This is a genomic window from Cupriavidus sp. MPR-AND1C (assembly GCF_058809705.1).
The window spans coordinates 1-15870 of record NZ_JBXASU010000130.1; the positions used below are offsets into that span (position 1 = coordinate 1).

Sequence of the window (15870 nt, forward strand, 5' to 3'; positions counted from 1 at the left end):
CCCGCTGCCCCTGCCGCCCCGGCCTTCGCTGCCGCGAAGTACATCAAGGAAATCGGCCGGGGCGTCAACGGCGCGCGCGCGCTGCCGCGCGAAGATGCCCAGGCGCTGTTCGATGCCATGCTGGCAGGCCGCGTGGCCGATATCGAGCTGGGCGCGGTGCTGATGGCCTATCGCATCAAGGGCGAGGCCCCGCACGAGCTGGCCGGGATGCTCGATGCCGCGCATGCGCATTGCCTGCCGCTGGCCGGCCCGGCGGACCGCGTCGTGGTGTCGATCCCCAGCTACAACGGCGCGCGCAAACAGCCCAACCTGGTGCCGTTGCTGGCGCTGCTTCTGGCGCGCGAGGGCATTCCGGTGCTGGTGCACGGCTCCCGCCAGTTCAACGGGCGCGTCACCAGCATCTCGCTGTTCGAGGCACTGGGCATCGCGCCTTGCAGCTCCGTGGCGCAGGCCGAATCCCAGTTGCGCAGCAAGGATGGCCAGCCCGGCCCGCTGGCCGTGCTGCCGATCGACGTGCTGTCGCCGGCGCTGGCCCGGATGCTGGACAGGCGCATGCAGATCGGCTTGCGCAACTCTGCGCATACGGTGGTCAAGATGTTGCAGCCGGTGGGCGCGCACGGCCCGGCCGAGGCGCTGCGGCTCTATAGCTACACCCACCCCGAGTACCGCGAAACCCTGACCGATTATTTCTCGCACGAGCCCGCCAATGTGCTGCTGGCGCGAGGCACCGAGGGCGAGGTAGTGGCGGACGCCCGGCGCAACAGTCGCATCGACTGGCTGCACGACGGGCATCAACGCACCTTGGTCGACCCGACATCGGGCTCCATCGTTGATGTGCCGGAATTGCCGCCCGGCAATGACGTGGACCAGACTGCGGCCTGGATCCGCCTCGTGCTGGACGGCAAGGCGCCTGTGCCTGCCCCGATCGCCACGCAGATCGACGCCATCCGCGACTGCCTGCAGCAAGGCACGCGCGTGGCTTGGGCCAGCCCGGTCTGAGCGTGGCCCGGCGGACAGACGCCTTTAGCGCTTGCGCTGTGGCAGCGGAATGCGATCGGTCTCGCCCGGCACGCGCGGGAACTGGTCATCCTCCCAGCGCTGGGAGGCTGCTTCGATCGCTTCCTTGGTGCTGGCAACGAAATTCCAGAAAATAAAGCGATGACCGTCGGTCGGGTCGCCGCCAAGCAGCATCACGCGCGACGCCACCTGCGCCGTCAACGTCACAGGCTGGCCCGGCACCAGCACCGCCAGGTGCCGTTCGGGCAACACTTCGCCGTCCAGGGCGATGGTGCCATCCACCGGGTAGACGCCGCGCTCGGCGTGCTCCGCCGGAATCTCGAGGCTGGCGCCCGCCTCGAGCTCAATGGCTACGTAGAGCGTGCGGCTGAACACCTTCACCGGCGCCTCGGCGCCAAACGCGTCGCCCGCAATCACCGTCATGCGTACGCCGGGGCGCTCCAGCTTGGGCAGCGTCGCGGCCGGATGGTGATGAAAGGACGGCTCGACGTTCTCGTGCTCCTTGGGCAACGCCACCCATGTCTGGATGCCGTGCAGGCGCGGCCCGGCATCGCGGGCGGACTGGGGCGAGCGCTCCGAGTGCGCAATGCCTTTGCCAGCCGTCATCCAGTTCACGTCACCCGGCTTGATGACCTGTTTGCTGCCCAGGCTGTCGTGGTGAAGGATCTCGCCCTCGAACAGGTAGGTGACCGTGGCCAGGCCGATGTGGGGGTGTGGGCGCACATCGGCGCCTTCCCCTGGCGGCATGGCGACCGGGCCCATGTGGTCGAAGAAGATGAATGGGCCGACAGTCTGGGTTGCCGCGGCGGGCAGCAGACGGCTCACGGCAAAGTCGCCGAGGTCACGGGTATGCGGCTTTAACAAGTGCTCGATGACAGACATGATATTCCCCGGTTTGGTCAATGCTGGCGCTCAGCGCCACTGAGACAAATGAAAAGAGTGTAGCTGCTAGCGAAACACAGCATCTCAATTGGCGACAGAACCGGCAGGGGCAGCGGCCTTCTAATCATTGTCGGATCGTTCGCGCACCCGCGTGAGATAGTGGCCTCGTCACATCCCGCAAGATGTCGGATTAAAATACTATGTAGAAGAACCATTCGATTACCAGGAACTATCAACCCTATTGACACTCCAAGTTAGCAGTCCCCCGGCTTGAGTGCTAATATGTGTTGCAATGCAGTGCGAGACCCCCAAAAGGGCCGCACACGCGGGCAACCCACCCGCCGGATGCGAAAGGAGCAATCGAGTGAACGCAGTCCTATCTGCTGACCAGACCCAAATGACCAACCGTCTGCCTGCGGTGCCACAGGGCGCCGGGACGTTTGCGCTGACTTTTCCCGGAACACTGGGAAATATCGACAGCTATATCCAGGCTGTCCACCGTATTCCCCTGCTTACCCCCGAGGAAGAGCAGCGGCTCGCGCGCGAGTTGCGCGAGCACGACTCGGTCGATGCGGCGCGCCGCATGGTGCTGTCGCACCTGCGCCTGGTCGTCTCCATTGCGCGCCAGTACCTCGGCTATGGCCTGCCCCACGCAGACCTGATTCAGGAAGGCAATATCGGCCTGATGAAGGCCGTGAAGCGCTTCGACCCGGATCAGGGCGTGCGGCTGGTGTCGTATGCGATGCACTGGATCAAGGCCGAGATCCACGAATACGTGCTGAAGAACTGGCGCATGGTCAAGGTGGCTACCACCAAGGCTCAGCGCAAGCTGTTCTTCAACCTGCGCAGCCACAAGCAGGGTGCCCATACCTTCACGCCGGAACAGATCGACGCGGTTGCGCGCGAACTGAACGTCAAGCCGGAAGAAGTGATGGAGATGGAAACCCGCCTGTCGGGCGGCGACCTGGCGCTCGAAGGGCAGATCGACGATGGCGAAGAGGACTTCGCGCCCATTGCCTACCTGGCCGACAACCACAACGAGCCTACCCGCGTGATCGAGGCGCAGCGCCACGACCGCCTGCAGGTGCAAGGCCTGGAAGAAGCACTGTCCAAGCTCGACGAGCGTAGCCGCCGCATCATCGAGGCGCGCTGGCTGCAGGTCAACGACGACGGCTCGGGCGGCTCCACGCTGCACGAACTGGCTGACGAATTCGGCGTCTCCGCCGAGCGCATCCGCCAGATCGAAACCGCGGCGATGAAGAAGATGAAGGGTGCGCTGCAGGCCTTTGCCTGAGGGCTTAAGTGCGCCAGAAGTAGAACAGGGCCGGTCTCGCGACCGGCCCTGTTTTATTTTGCCTGCCGGCTTCGCGCCGGCTGCCCGCCTCATGACCGCATCAGGACAGCAGTTGCTTGAGGTCATGCACGATCGGCTCCGGCCCCTGGCCGTGGCGGATAAACAGGCGCAGCTTGCCGCTCGGGTCGAACACATAGCTGCCCGCCGAGTGATCCATGGTGTAGTTGTTCGGGGAGGTACCCGGCACCTTGGCATAGAAGACCTTGAAGTCCTTCGCAACCTTCTGCAGCGCGGCGTCGTCGGCCGGGCGCATGCCCAGGAAGCGCGGATCGAAGGCCGGCACATACTGCGCCAGCAGCGCCTGCGTATCACGCTCCGGATCCACCGTAACGAACAGCACTTGCACCTTGTCGGCGTCCGGCCCCAGTTGTTCCATCACCGCCTTGAGCTCGGCCATGGTGGTCGGGCACACGTCAGGGCAATGCGTATAGCCGAAGAACATCACTACCGCCTTGCCCTTGAAGTCGCCAATGGAGCGCACCTTGCCGTTGTGGTCGGTAAGGACGAAGTCCTTGCCGAACTCACTGCCGCCGGTGATATCGACGTTCTTGAAGGAAGCCTTCTGCTGGCCGCATGCCGCCAGCAGCAGCGCGCACAGGGCCAGCAGGCAAAACCGGCGGAAGGCCGCGAAGGTGGGGAGGGAGCCTGAAGGGAAGTGGTTGTGCATGCGAGTTCGGGTGGTGTTGGCGAGCCGGCGCCGCCCGGCAGGCGGCTAGGCGCGACAAGGTCACATTAACAGATGACACGCAGTATCGCCGATCGCGGCCGCCACGCGCGCAGGCCGCGACAAGATGCCGCAAGCCTGCACGCCTGCAGGCCTGCAGGCAACGCTCAGGCCTGCGGCAGGAACTTGAAGTAGTGATCGACCAGCAGCGCGGCGAACAGCAGCGATAGATACAGGATCGAGAAGCGGAAGGTGCGTTGCGCCAGCGCATCCGAGTAGTTGCGATACATCTTCCACGAGTAGGCCAGGAACCCGCCCCCCAGGATCAGCGCGGCCGCCAGGTAGATGTAGCCGCACATACCGTACACAAATGGCAGCAGCGTGGCCGCGATCATGATCAGCGTGTACAGCAGGATATGCAGCAGCGTGAAGCGCTCGCCGTGCGTCACTGGCAGCATCGGCAGGCCGGACTTGGCGTAGTCGGCGCGGCGATACAGGGCCAGGGCCCAGAAGTGCGGCGGCGTCCACGTGAAGATGATCAGCACCAGGAACCAGGCTTCCGCCGGCAGGTCGCCCGCAACCGCTGCCCAGCCAAGCGCCGGCGGCATGGCGCCGGACAGGCCGCCGATGACGATGTTCTGTGGCGTGGCCGGCTTGAGCAGGATGGTGTACACCACGGCGTAGCCAACGAAGGTGGCCACGGTCAGCCACATGGTCAGGTCGTTGGTGTAGACGTGCAGCAGCCACATCCCTGCCCCGCCCAGCACGGCGGAGAACACCAGCGTCTGGATGGTGGTGATCTCGCCGGTGGCCGACGGGCGCCAGGCGGTGCGGCGCATCAGCGCATCAACCTTCTGCTCCACCAGGCAGTTGATGGCGAAAGCGGCACCCGCCAACAGCCAGATGCCGGCGGCACCGCCGATCAGCACCGGCCACGGCACCATGCCGGGCGTGGCGAGGAACATGCCGATGATGGCGCAGAAGACGGCAAGCTGCGTCACCCGTGGCTTGGTCAGGGCGGCGTACTGGCGGACCAGGTGGCGAACCCGTCCGAGGGGATGTGTGTGGGTAGCTGTAACCACTGGGGAGTTCTTGTCTTTCATGTGGCGCGCGCGGCGGCCGGCACGTCGGTAGCAATGTCAGCGGACCGGGCCGCGAGCCCTATATTGTAGTTGAGGCGAACCAGGAGCAGCAGCAAGACCGCCGCGCCGCCGTTATGCGCCACCGCGGCGCCCAGCGGCCAGTCGAACACGATGTTCGACAGGCCGGTGGCCAGTTGCAGCGCGAGAAAGCCCAGCAACCAGCCCGCGCTGCGCGCAAGGCCGCCATGGCGGCGTGCCTGCAGCCCGAACCAGGCCAGGAAAGCCAGCACAACGAAGGCAAAACCGCGATGCACCCAATGGATCGCCACCAGGGCCGAGTGCGGGATGTAGTCGCCGTCGGCGGTCATGCCAAGCTGGCGCCACAACGTGAAGCCGTGGTGGAAGTCCATGTCCGGCACGAGCTGACCGTTGCATAGCGGAAAGTCGGTACACGCCAGCACGGCATAGTTAGTGCTCACCCAGCCGCCCAGGAAGATCTGCAGCACCAGCAAGGCCAGCGCGATGCGCGCCGGCCAGCGCAGCCCGGCCGCCTGCGGCGCTACCCGCAAGGGTGGATCGTTGCGCGAGCCCAGCCAGATCAACGCTGCCAGCAAGCTCATGCCAAGCATCAGGTGCGTGACCACAATGATGGGCTGCAGCTTGAGCGTGACCGTAAAGGCCCCGAACGCGCCCTGCACGCACACCAGCAAAAGCACCCCGGTGGCGAACCAGGGCGACTGCTTGAGCTCGCGCCGCTTGACCCAGGCCAGCACCATCAGTGTGATGATCAGCACGCCGACCGCCATGGCGAAATAGCGGTGGACCATCTCGATCCACGCCTTGGTGATGGTCACGGGCCCGCTAGGCAAGGCAGTCTCGGCGGCACGGATCGGCTCCTGCGCCGCGTGCGGGTTGGAGTGTCCATAGCAGCCCGGCCAGTCAGGGCAGCCCAGGCCGGAGTCCGTCAGCCGCGTGAAGCTGCCGAACATGATCAGGTCCAGCGTCAGGAAGGCGGTGATCCAGACCAGCTTGCGGTACTTGTTGCGATCCCCTTTGACCAGCACGTAGCTCAAGGGGAACAGCGCGATCAGGACGCCGATGATGGCGAGTTGGAGCAGCATGCGCGCCTCACCCGATGTGAGAGTACTTGAGCAGCTTCTTCAGGTCGGAACTCATCTTCTTGGGGTCCGGCTCCTTGGGGAAGCGCATCATCAGGTTGCCCAGCGGGTCGATCAGGAACAGGCTGTCCTCGATCCGGGCACCCGGTTCCGCCGGCAGCCATTTCTGCATGGCCTCCCGGTTGGCACGCAGGAAGCGCACGCCGGCATAGGGCTCGTTGTAGGCAGCCGACAGGCGGGAATCGATCAGGCCTTCGTCACTGATCAACCACACCGGCACGATGCGCTCGCGGTCCTGGCCCTGCCCCGCGCGGATCTGGCGGATGGTGAACAGTTTCCTGGCGCAGGCTTCGTCGCACGCCGCGCCATCCGCCATCACCAGCAGCCACTTGCCCTTGAAACTATCCAGCGGCACGGACTCGGCACGCTCGTTGCCGATCTGTATCGCGGGCATGGGGCGCTGCGGCTCTATCAACGTGCCGTAGTTGGTGGAACCGCCCGCCGGCTTGAACACGTAGTACGTCAGGTAGGAAGCGATGACAGGTGAAGCGCACACCAGCAGAAGCAGCAGCATCTGGATGCGGCCGCGACGGGTGCGGGCGTCGATGCGCGAGTCTTGCGGCGCGGCGCGGGCGGCCTGGGCCGAAGCGGGATCTGGCTGTTGCATAGTGTTTCGTCTGTCTGTCGTCTGTCTGTCGTTAGGGGCGGTTGCGCTCTTCTGACCGCAACGCGCCGCTGTGGTTCGTGGGTGATGCGGGTGCCACCCCCGAGAATGCTCAAGCCGTCATGCGGGCAGCGCGCCGCCAGCTCAACGCCACCAGCAGCACCAGGGTCAGCGCCGCCAGCCCGAACCACTGAAAGGCATAACCATAGTGGCGATCCGCGCCGATGTCCGCTGGCGCCCAGTCGCGCGCCAGCCCGTCGCCGTTGTCGTTGCGCTGTTCCAGCACAAAGGGTTGCAGAGGCACGCCAAGCTCCGATGCATAAGCGGCGAGATCGACATTCTGGCGAATCTTCTGGCCGGCCTCGGCATTCGCGCCCCGGCCCAGGCTGAAGACCCTGGGCACGGTCGCCAGCGCGGTGCCGTCCAGCTCCACCTCGCCTTGCGGCGTCGGAAACGGCGCAATATGGGTGCGATCCTGCGCATCGCGCGGCAGCCAGCCGCGCAGCACCAGCACGGCCGGCACGGCCGCATCGCCCCCGGCAACCCGCAGCGGCGTCAGCACCATGAAACCGGCACGGCTATCGGTGCCGTTGCCGTGGGGGCGATTGTCCAGCAAAACCGTATGCGCTGCATCGAAGCGCCCGCGCACGTGCACGCGCCGCTCCGCCGTCGCGCCCCCCAACAGGCTGCGCCCGATCTCCAGCGACGGCTGGGCGGCCAGCGCCTCAAGGCGCGCGGCCCGCGCCACTTTTTCGTGGGCCCGATTCAGTTGCCAGTTGCCCAAGGCACAGGTGACTGCGATCACCACCAGCGCGGCAACGGTGGGCAGCGGGCTCAGTGCGCGCCACAGCTTCACGTGCGGCCTCCCTGGCATTTCCCGAGGGCGTTGCCACGCGCTCCGATGCGATAATGGCACTCTATCCCTAGCAGACCCCGCGCTTGCGGGCCCTCCATGCGCATCGTCATCCTCATCGCGTTCTTCCTCATCATCGGTAGCCTGGCCTCCGCCCTGTTCTTCATGATGCGCGACCGCGGCAGGACGCCAAACATGATGCGCTCGCTGATGTTCCGGGTCGGCTTCTCGGTGGCCCTGTTCGTCTTCATCCTGTTCTCGCACTGGATGGGATGGATACAGAGCACGGGCATCCGCATGGCGCCCTGAAGCTGGCGCCCTGAAGCCGGCGCAGCCCGGCTACGCCAGGTTCAAACCACAAAAAACAAGCGCCGCAGGCTGGCTACTTCCCCTGCGGCGCTTGTTTTTTGTTGTTCCTCGCGAAGGAGGAGAACCTCCCCCGCGATGCCGCCGGCGTGGCCTGCGGGCACTGCAATCGGGTGTCTTACAGCCAGTACACCACGATGTAGAGGAACAGCCACACCACGTCGACGAAGTGCCAGTACCAGGCGGCGCCTTCGAATGCGAAGTGATGATCGGGCGTCAACTGGCCCTTGAGCACGCGCACCAGCACCACCGTCAGCATGATCGCGCCGAGCGTCACGTGGAAACCGTGGAAGCCGGTCAGCAGGAAGAAGGTGGAACCGTAGATGCCCGAGGTCAGCTTGAGGTTCAGCTCCGAATACGCGTGGTGGTATTCGTACACCTGGAAGCACATGAAGACCGCGCCCAGCAGGATGGTCAGCACCAGGCCCTGAATCAGCTGGCTACGCTTGTTGGCCAGCAGCGCATGGTGCGCCCAGGTCAGCGTCACGCCGGACATCAGCAGCAGAGCGGTGTTGATCGTGGGGATCGGCCACGGGCCCATGGTCTGGAAGCTTTCCACGACGCCGGCCGGTCCGAGGTTCGGCCATACGGCGGCGAAGTCGGGCCACAGGATCTTGTTGTTCAGGTCGCCGAGCCACGGCATGGCGATGTTGCGGGCGTAGAACAGCGCGCCGAAGAACGCCGCGAAGAACATCACCTCGGAGAAGATGAACCAGCCCATCGACCAGCGGAAGGACAGGTCGATGTTCTTGCCGTACTTGCCCGTCTCGGATTCGTTGATCGCCTCGCCGAACCAGCTCTTGAGCACGAACAGGAACCACAGCAGGCCCAGGCCGCACAGGTAAGGCCCCCAGGTCTGCCCGTTTACCCAGCCAGCAGCACCCCCAGCCGTCAGCAGCAAGCCAAAGCTAGCCGTGATCGGATGGCGCGAGGGGCCCGGTACGAAGTAGTACGGAGCGTTTGCGCGGTTCGCACTCATTCTTTTTTCTCCAGCTCAGAGTCTCTGATTCAGTAATCGTTATCCGCACATCCAGCCCTGACAAGGCCGGCGGCATGCTTTTGCCCTGCTCTTTTTACTTACTCCTGCCCTGCCCGTGCTTTGCGCTGCATGGCCTCACCCTACCACCACACGCACGACCGTGATCAGCACCGCGATCAGGATGGCTACCCCGATCAGGCCGGCAATGATCACATGGACCGGGTTGAGCTGTGCCATGTCGCGCTCATGCTCGCTGCCCTTGCGCAGGCCGATAAACGACCAGAACACCGCGCGCAGCGTCTGCGCGAATGACATCTTGCGCTTGACCGCGTCCTTCATCTCATCCACGGCTTTTCCCCTGCAACCTGCCTCGCCTGCAAACTCAAATGCCCTTGCCTGCGCCTGCCGGCTGCGCGTCGAGGGGGCCTTGCGGCGCTTGCGCCACAGGCGTCCCGATCTCGAAGAAGGTATAGGACAGCGTAATGTTCTTCACGTCTTTCGGCAGGTCCGGATCGATCACGAACACAACCGGCATCTCGCGTGCTTCCTTCGCCTTCAGCGTCTGCTCCTTGAAGCAGAAGCACTCGATCTTCTTGAAATACTGCGTGGCCAGCTTGGGCAGGTAGCTCGGGATGGCCTGCGCCGAGATATCGCGTGCCTGGCCGTTCGCCACTTCGTAGACGATGGTGGTCATCTCGCCCGGGTGCACTTCCATGCTGCGCTTGACCGGACGGAAGGCAAAGGGCCCGCGCGCATTGGAGTCGAACTCGACCGTGATCGTGCGGGTTTTGTCCACCTGCGTGTTCTTGACCTGGCCACCGTACAGGTCGCGCGTGGTCACCACGTTCAGGCCGGTGATCTCGCAGATCTTCTTGTACAGCGGCACCAGCGCATAGCCAAACGAGAACATCAACGCCACCACCACCAACAGCCGCAGCATCATCCCGCGGTTGAACTTCTTGTCGGTGGCATTGCTTGACTGCTGGTTCGCGCTCATCTCAATACCCTGCAGCTTCAGCCGAGAAAGATCATCTTGGCGAAGAAACCCAAAAAGAAAACCATCACGATCGAGAAAAGGATCAGGCCGAGACGACGATTGGCGGCCTTGCGGTCTGCCTGCGATGGACTTTTGTTTGGATCCTGCATAACACCTTGCTTGCGTGGCGCGGAAGGACGGGCAGTGCCCATCCTTCCGCGCTTATTGCGGCTTGCCTGACTGCGGCTTACTTGACTTGCGGCGGCACTTCAAAGGTGTGGAACGGGGCCGGCGACGGCACGGTCCATTCCAGGCCCTCGGCGCCATCCCAAGGTTTGTCCCCGGCTGCCTTGCCGCCACGGTAGGACGGCAGCACCACGAAGAAGAAGAAATACACCTGCATCAGGCCGAAGCCCAGTGCGCCGATCGATGCGATCGCGTTGAAATCCGCGAACTGGGTCGGGTAGTCGGCATAGCGACGCGGCATGCCGGCCAGGCCCAGGAAGTGCATCGGGAAGAAGGTGATGTTGAAGAAAATCATCGAGCCCCAGAAGTGGATCTGGCCGCGGGTTTCGTTGTACATGAAACCGCTCCACTTCGGACCCCAGTAGTAGAAGCCCGAGAACATCGCGAACAGCGAGCCCGCCACCAGCACGTAGTGGAAGTGGGCAACGATGAAGTAGGTGTCCTGCAACTGGATGTCGATCGGGGCCACCGCCGGCATCAGGCCGGTGAAGCCACCGATGGTGAACACGAAGATGAAGCCGATCGCGAACAGCATCGGGGTCTCGAAGGTCATCGAGCCACGCCACATGGTGGCGATCCAGTTGAAGATCTTCACAGCCGTCGGCACCGCGATCAGCATGGTGGCGTACATGAAGAACAACTGGCCGGTCACGGGCATGCCGGTCGTGAACATGTGGTGAGCCCACACGATGAACGACAGGATGGCGATCGAAGCGGTCGCGTAGACCATCGAGCTATAGCCGAACAGGCGCTTGCGGGCGAAGGTCGGCACGACGTGCGAGACGATCCCGAACGCCGGCAAGATCATGATGTAGACCTCGGGGTGGCCGAAGAACCAGAAGATGTGCTGGTACATCACCGGGTCGCCGCCGCCGGCAGCCGAGAAGAAGCTCGTGCCGAAGTGACGGTCGGTCAGCACCATGGTGATGGCGCCAGCCAGCACCGGCATCACGGCGATCAGCAGGTAGGCGGTGATCAGCCAGGTCCAGCAGAACATCGGCATCTTCATCAGCGTCATGCCGGGCGCGCGCATGTTGAGCACCGTGACGATGATGTTGATCGAGCCCATGATCGACGACGCGCCCATGATGTGCATGGCGAAAATCGCCATGTCCATGCCGGGGCCCATCTGCACCGACAGCGGCGCGTACAGGGTCCAGCCGGCGGCGGTGGCGCCGCCCGGTGCGAAGAACGAGAGCACCAGCAGCAATGCTGCCGGGGGCATCAGCCAGAAGCTGAAGTTGTTCATCCGCGCGAACGCCATGTCGGATGCGCCGATCTGCAGCGGGATCATCCAGTTGGCAAAGCCGACGAAGGCCGGCATGATCGCGCCGAACACCATGATCAGGCCGTGCATGGTGGTGAACTGGTTGAACAGTTCCGGGCGGAAGAACTGCAAGCCCGGCTCGAACAGCTCGAGACGGATCAGCAGTGCCAGCACGCCGCCAGACAGCAGCATGGTGAACGAGAACAGCAGGTACAGCGTGCCGATGTCCTTGTGGTTGGTGGCAAACAGCCAACGGCGCCAGCCATGCGGTTGATCGTGGTGATCGTCATGCGCGTGGTCGTGCGGGTGGGCGAGCGCGTCCGGGGTAGCAGTACTCATCGCGAAAACTCCTGAAATCCTGTTCAACCTGCGGCGCGGTCGCCCGCGGCGCTGGCCTGCTTGGCAGCGGGCTTGTCTTCCGTCTTGGGCGCGGCGTCGCCGCTCGCGCCAGGTGCGCCGCCGCCTTCGCGGAACTTGCCGGCACGCGCATTCACGAAATCGCTCGGTTGAATCACTTCACCCGTCTTGTTACCCCAGTTGTTGCGGGTGTAGGTCATGACGGCAGCGAGCTCGGTATCGGAGAGGTGCTTCCACACCGGCATGGCACCCTTGCCTTCCAGCAGGATATGCATCTGGCCTGCGTCCGGGCCATTGACGATCTTGGAGCCGTCGAGAGCCGGGAAGGCGCCGCCGCCCTTGCCGTTAGGCTGGTGGCAGACCGCGCAGTTGGCGGTGTAGACCTTCTCGCCACGGGCCTTGAGCTCGTCCAGGGTCCAGGTCTTGTTGGGATCGTCCGCCTTGGCTGCGAGCTCCTTCTTCTTGCCGTCGACCCACTTGGCGTAGTCGGCGTCGGAGACGACGCGCACGACGATCGGCATGAAGGCGTGTTCCTTGCCGCACAGCTCTGCGCACTGGCCACGGTACACGCCAACCTTCTCGGCCTTGAACCAGGTGTCGCGCACGAAGCCGGGGATGGCATCCTGCTTGACGCCGAAGGCCGGGATCATCCAGGCATGGATGACGTCATTGGCCGTCAGCACCATGCGGACCTTCTTGTTCACGGGCACCACCATCTCGTTGTCCACCTCCATCAGGTAGGTGTTCGACTTGGGGGCCTCGTTGTTGATCTGCTCGCGCGGGGTGGTCAGGGTGGACACGAAGGAAATCCCCTCGCCGTCGCCCTTCAGGTAGTCGTAGCCCCACTTCCACTGGTAGCCAGTGGCCTTGATGGTGAGGTCGGCGTTGGTGGTGTCCTTCATCGCCACGACCGTCTTGGTGGCGGGCAGGGCCATGCCGATGACGATCAGGAAGGGGATGATGGTCCAGATCACCTCGACGGTGATGCTTTCGTGGAAGGAGGCCGACTTCGCGCCCTTGGACTTGCGGTGCGTGAACACGGAGTAGAACATCACCGCGAACACGCCGATGAAGATCACGGTGCACATGATCAGCATCATCCAGTTCAGCCAGTGAATCTGCTCGGCGATCTTGGTGACCGGCTCGGTCAGATTGAGCTGTCGCACGGCGGGGCCACCTGGCATGTCTTCCACTGCCAGGGCTGCATGGCCGGTGAGCAGGGACGCCCCCACCAGACACGCTGCGGATGCCTTCTTCCACATTTTCATTTGTTATCTACCCATTTTACAGATTCAAATCTGTGACCCGCCCGCCCCCGCTGCCTCTCAGAGGCAACGCAAAGCCGATGCGAGCTCCTGCGCGAACTTTCGCCGCTTGTACGGGTCCAGAAAACACCCCACCCGCACAGCGCTCTTGCCCGAGCGCAGCAACACCAGCGCCCGTAATGATTCACCCGGTTCAACCCGCACCCATAGCGGGTTGAATTCATGCCGTGTCAGCTGCCCTGCACTGACCGAAACCACTACCAGCCTGCCGTCGACGAGGCTGATGCGCTCGTAGTCCGACGCATGCCGCCCGTGCACCAGCAGGGCGATGCCAAGCCCCAGCAGTTCCAGCCCGGCAAAGGGAAGCACGAGCCATGACCCTCGCCACGCGAAGAACAAAGCGATGGCGAGCGAAACACTGACGATTGAGAGGTAAAACCAGCCAACCTGGCGCGGAGACAGCGAACAATTCCGCTTCATCAGCCAGTCTTTGTCCGGCGGGCCAAATCCGTCGGAACTGCCGCCGGATTTGTCTTGCGCCGTCTGGAGTGCGATACCCAAGTCTTGCATCGCCAACCTTGCATCGCCAACTACTCTGCGCTGGATGCACGCCTGGACGATTGCGCCTGGGACGCACCATTGAAGTGCGATTTCGGGCAAATTGTGCCAGGGAGACCACTGCGACAAACTGGCGCATTATAGGGCGCTTCGCCTACTCGGACAAGGCCGCTACTTGACCAAGGGGCTAGCGCGCGACAAGTTTTTGTGCATCGGCACGGTGCCAGCCACAGGCCGCTTGACTGCGCCGCCGATGCGTGCAGCAGCGCCGCGGACGTTACTTGCGCTGCCGCGCGCGCCCGATCTTGTCGAGCGGAACCACAGCGTGGCCGAGCGCATCGACAGCCTGCTTGCCGCGCGGCGCCAGCTTCCACGCATGCCCGTAGACGATCTCGAACGTAAGCGGGATCAGCCCCTCGGCATTGCGCTGGCGCTCCAGCGCAGCCAGCAGCGCCGCAAGCCAGCGGCGCCCGCGCAGCCCTCCCTGGCTCGCGCCAGCCGGCAGGCGCAGCCCGCCGAAGGCCTGCACTTCGCGCAGCAGCGTGCGCGGCGACTCATAGGTGATCGTCAGGGTCTCCATGTCCATCACGGGCGTGGACCAGCCGCTGTGCACCAGCATGTCCCCGATATCATGCATGTCGACGAAGCGCAACGTGTGGGCGTCGCCATCCACTTCGGCAAAGGCGGCGCGCAATTGCGCCAGCGTATCGGGCCCGAACAGCGAGAACAGCACCAGGCCTTCGTCGCGGGTGACCCGGTGCCACTCCGGGAACACCCGGTGCGGCTCGGGGTGCCAGTGCAGCGCCAGGTTGGACCACAACAGGTCGAAGCTGGCCGGGGCGAAAGGCAATGTGGCAAGATCGCCCTGCACCAGGTCGAAAGTCGGGCGCTTGCCAAGCAGGCGCCCCAGCCATCCGGACTGGCGCTGGGGATCGCGCTGGGCGGCCTCGCGCAGCATGGCGCCGGAAATATCCATCCCGGCGATCTGCGCATCCGGGTACTGGGCGCGCAGCGCGGCCAGGCCGCGCCCGTGGCCGCAGCCGATATCGAGCGCGCGCGCCGGCGCCAGCCGGATCATCTGCATGCGTTCCTGCATGCGCTGGCCGATCTCGCCCAGCAGGAAGTCCAGCTGGCCGAATCCGGCGCTGTGCCGGTCGAAGGCGAGGCGGGTCAGCCGCGTGGGCGGCAAATAGGCATCGGGGGAGTCGGCGTCATGCAGGGACACGGTCAAACCAGGCAACAAGAAACTAAGAATGAGGATGACGGCCGGCGTGAAGCGGCCGTCGGGCATACGGTGCGCGCGCCGGCGGGCGCCGCAACAGGATCGCAAGTATACGCGCCCACCGCCGGGCCTGCCGCCGACGGCCCCGACGTGCCGCATGCGGCAGTTGCGCCCGTGCCGTGCCCGCAGGCGCGCCCGGGCGAAAGCGCGCTGCGCCATCACGCGCGGCGCTTGCTGCGCACGCTCCTGCCAGCGGCTTGCGCACTTTGCGGCACCGTGCAGGACGAAACCGTCTGCGCAGGTTGCGCGCTGGAGTTGCTGGCGCCGCTGCCGCGTTGCCGCTGCTGCGCCCGGCCGCTCGGGCGCTCCGCCGGGCCAGGCGCAGCCTCGCTCTGTGCCCAGTGCCGCTACGAGCCGCCGCCTTTCGACGACGCGCTGGTGCTGGGCGACTACGCCCGCCCGCAGGACGGCCTGGTGCTGGCCTTGAAGTTCGGCGGCGTGCTGCCGCTGGCGGACTGGCTTGGGGGCGAACTGGCGCGCCGCTGGCAGGCCGAGTCCGGCAGATCCGGCCTGGCCCTGCCCGATGTGCTGGCGCCGATCCCGCTGTCCGCGCAGCGCCTTGCCGAGCGCGGCTTCAACCAGTCCTGGGAAATCGCCCGGCCGCTGGCGCGCCGGCTGGGCGTGCGCGCCGCGCCAACGCTGCTGGCGAGGTTGCGCGACACCCCGGCCCAAGCCACGCTGGACCTGCCCGCGCGGCAGGCCAACCTGCAGGATGCCTTCGGCCTCGGGGCCAGCCATGACGTTGTAGGCCAGCATGTCGGCCTGGTCGACGATGTGATGACCAGCGGCGCCACCTTGGGCGAAGCGGCACGGGTCCTGAAGGCCAACGGCGCGGCGCGCGTGACGCTGGTGGTCGCCTTGCGCACGCCGGGCCCGGCGTGACAGCCGGCGCCCGGCAGGGTAAGCTGCCCAGCGTTTCACGGCTGCGGCGCCCCTGGCC

Annotated in this window: 18 protein-coding genes; 4 read left to right on the plus strand and 14 right to left on the minus strand. The window is 64.9% G+C overall.

All coding sequences use genetic code 11. The features are described from left to right. Positions 1-999 (plus strand): DNA-binding protein YbiB (ybiB, locus tag AC1RWI_RS35430; RefSeq protein ID WP_492368648.1); only part of this gene is annotated, 999 nt, incomplete at its 5' end. 24 nt (positions 1000-1023) lie between these two features. On the opposite strand, the gene AC1RWI_RS35435 is transcribed toward ybiB, so the two are convergent. Then, positions 1024-1899, minus strand: a complete 876-nt coding sequence (locus AC1RWI_RS35435) for a pirin family protein (RefSeq protein WP_043343382.1) — start codon at positions 1897-1899, stop codon at positions 1024-1026. Between the two features lie 397 nt (positions 1900-2296). On the opposite strand from AC1RWI_RS35435, the gene rpoH reads away from it, so the two are divergent. Beyond that, positions 2297-3193: an RNA polymerase sigma factor RpoH gene (gene rpoH / locus AC1RWI_RS35440; RefSeq protein WP_052494410.1), complete on the plus strand. Its 897-nt coding sequence runs from the start codon at positions 2297-2299 to the stop codon at positions 3191-3193. 100 nt (positions 3194-3293) lie between these two features. Here the strand turns inward: rpoH and AC1RWI_RS35445 are convergent, their stop codons facing one another. The 5 genes from AC1RWI_RS35445 to AC1RWI_RS35465 all read right to left on the minus strand — a co-directional run bounded on the left by AC1RWI_RS35445 (position 3294) and on the right by AC1RWI_RS35465 (position 7655). Then, complete coding sequence (locus AC1RWI_RS35445; protein ID WP_492870649.1) at positions 3294-3920, minus strand: SCO family protein; 627 nt, start codon at positions 3918-3920, stop codon at positions 3294-3296. 164 nt (positions 3921-4084) lie between these two features. Further along, on the minus strand, positions 4085-5020 hold the full coding sequence (locus AC1RWI_RS35450) for a heme o synthase (RefSeq protein ID WP_043343375.1): 936 nt from the start codon (positions 5018-5020) through the stop codon (positions 4085-4087). Continuing rightward, a complete protein-coding gene (locus tag AC1RWI_RS35455; protein ID WP_043343373.1) occupies positions 5017-6120 on the minus strand; it encodes a COX15/CtaA family protein in 1104 nt (367 codons plus the stop codon). Before AC1RWI_RS35455 ends, AC1RWI_RS35450 begins: the two co-directional genes overlap by 4 nt. A 7-nt stretch (positions 6121-6127) precedes the next feature. Further along, on the minus strand, positions 6128-6784 hold the full coding sequence (locus AC1RWI_RS35460) for an SCO family protein (protein ID WP_492870650.1): 657 nt from the start codon (positions 6782-6784) through the stop codon (positions 6128-6130). 109 nt (positions 6785-6893) lie between these two features. Beyond that, positions 6894-7655 (minus strand): SURF1 family protein, encoded by a 762-nt coding sequence (locus AC1RWI_RS35465; RefSeq protein ID WP_492870651.1) that lies wholly within the window; start codon positions 7653-7655, stop codon positions 6894-6896. A 78-nt stretch (positions 7656-7733) separates the two neighbouring features. On the opposite strand from AC1RWI_RS35465, the gene AC1RWI_RS35470 reads away from it, so the two are divergent. Then, positions 7734-7943, plus strand: a complete 210-nt coding sequence (locus AC1RWI_RS35470; RefSeq protein WP_006159466.1) for a twin transmembrane helix small protein — start codon at positions 7734-7736, stop codon at positions 7941-7943. A gap of 175 nt (positions 7944-8118) precedes the next feature. On the opposite strand, the gene AC1RWI_RS35475 is transcribed toward AC1RWI_RS35470, so the two are convergent. The 8 genes from AC1RWI_RS35475 to AC1RWI_RS35510 form a co-directional block, all read right to left on the minus strand. Next, positions 8119-8979, minus strand: coding sequence for a cytochrome c oxidase subunit 3 (locus AC1RWI_RS35475; protein ID WP_006159467.1), 861 nt, complete (start codon positions 8977-8979; stop codon positions 8119-8121). A 135-nt stretch (positions 8980-9114) separates the two neighbouring features. Beyond that, positions 9115-9327 carry a DUF2970 domain-containing protein gene (locus AC1RWI_RS35480; protein ID WP_043343364.1) on the minus strand — a complete coding sequence of 71 codons (213 nt, stop codon included), beginning with the start codon at positions 9325-9327 and terminating at the stop codon, positions 9115-9117. Between the two features lie 34 nt (positions 9328-9361). Next, positions 9362-9976, minus strand: coding sequence for a cytochrome c oxidase assembly protein (locus AC1RWI_RS35485; protein ID WP_043343362.1), 615 nt, complete (start codon positions 9974-9976; stop codon positions 9362-9364). 17 nt (positions 9977-9993) lie between these two features. Further along, entirely contained in the window at positions 9994-10125 is a 132-nt protein-coding gene (locus tag AC1RWI_RS35490; RefSeq protein ID WP_236702028.1) for a cytochrome oxidase small assembly protein, read from the minus strand. 77 nt (positions 10126-10202) lie between these two features. Beyond that, the gene (ctaD, locus tag AC1RWI_RS35495) at positions 10203-11807 is read right to left on the minus strand and encodes a cytochrome c oxidase subunit I (RefSeq protein ID WP_043343359.1); all 1605 of its coding nucleotides are present in this window, start codon (positions 11805-11807) and stop codon (positions 10203-10205) included. A gap of 23 nt (positions 11808-11830) precedes the next feature. Next, a complete protein-coding gene (gene coxB / locus AC1RWI_RS35500; protein WP_043343355.1) occupies positions 11831-13093 on the minus strand; it encodes a cytochrome c oxidase subunit II in 1263 nt (420 codons plus the stop codon). Positions 13094-13150: 57 nt separating this feature from the next. Then, complete coding sequence (locus AC1RWI_RS35505; protein WP_043343353.1) at positions 13151-13660, minus strand: DUF2244 domain-containing protein; 510 nt, start codon at positions 13658-13660, stop codon at positions 13151-13153. Between the two features lie 265 nt (positions 13661-13925). After that, complete coding sequence (locus AC1RWI_RS35510) at positions 13926-14873, minus strand: methyltransferase domain-containing protein (RefSeq protein WP_492870652.1); 948 nt, start codon at positions 14871-14873, stop codon at positions 13926-13928. Between AC1RWI_RS35510 and AC1RWI_RS35515 the strand changes: the two genes are divergently transcribed. Then, complete coding sequence (locus AC1RWI_RS35515) at positions 14862-15812, plus strand: phosphoribosyltransferase family protein (RefSeq protein ID WP_492870653.1); 951 nt, start codon at positions 14862-14864, stop codon at positions 15810-15812. The two genes, AC1RWI_RS35510 and AC1RWI_RS35515, sit on opposite strands and share 12 nt — an antisense overlap. Positions 15813-15870: the final 58 nt, after the last annotated feature.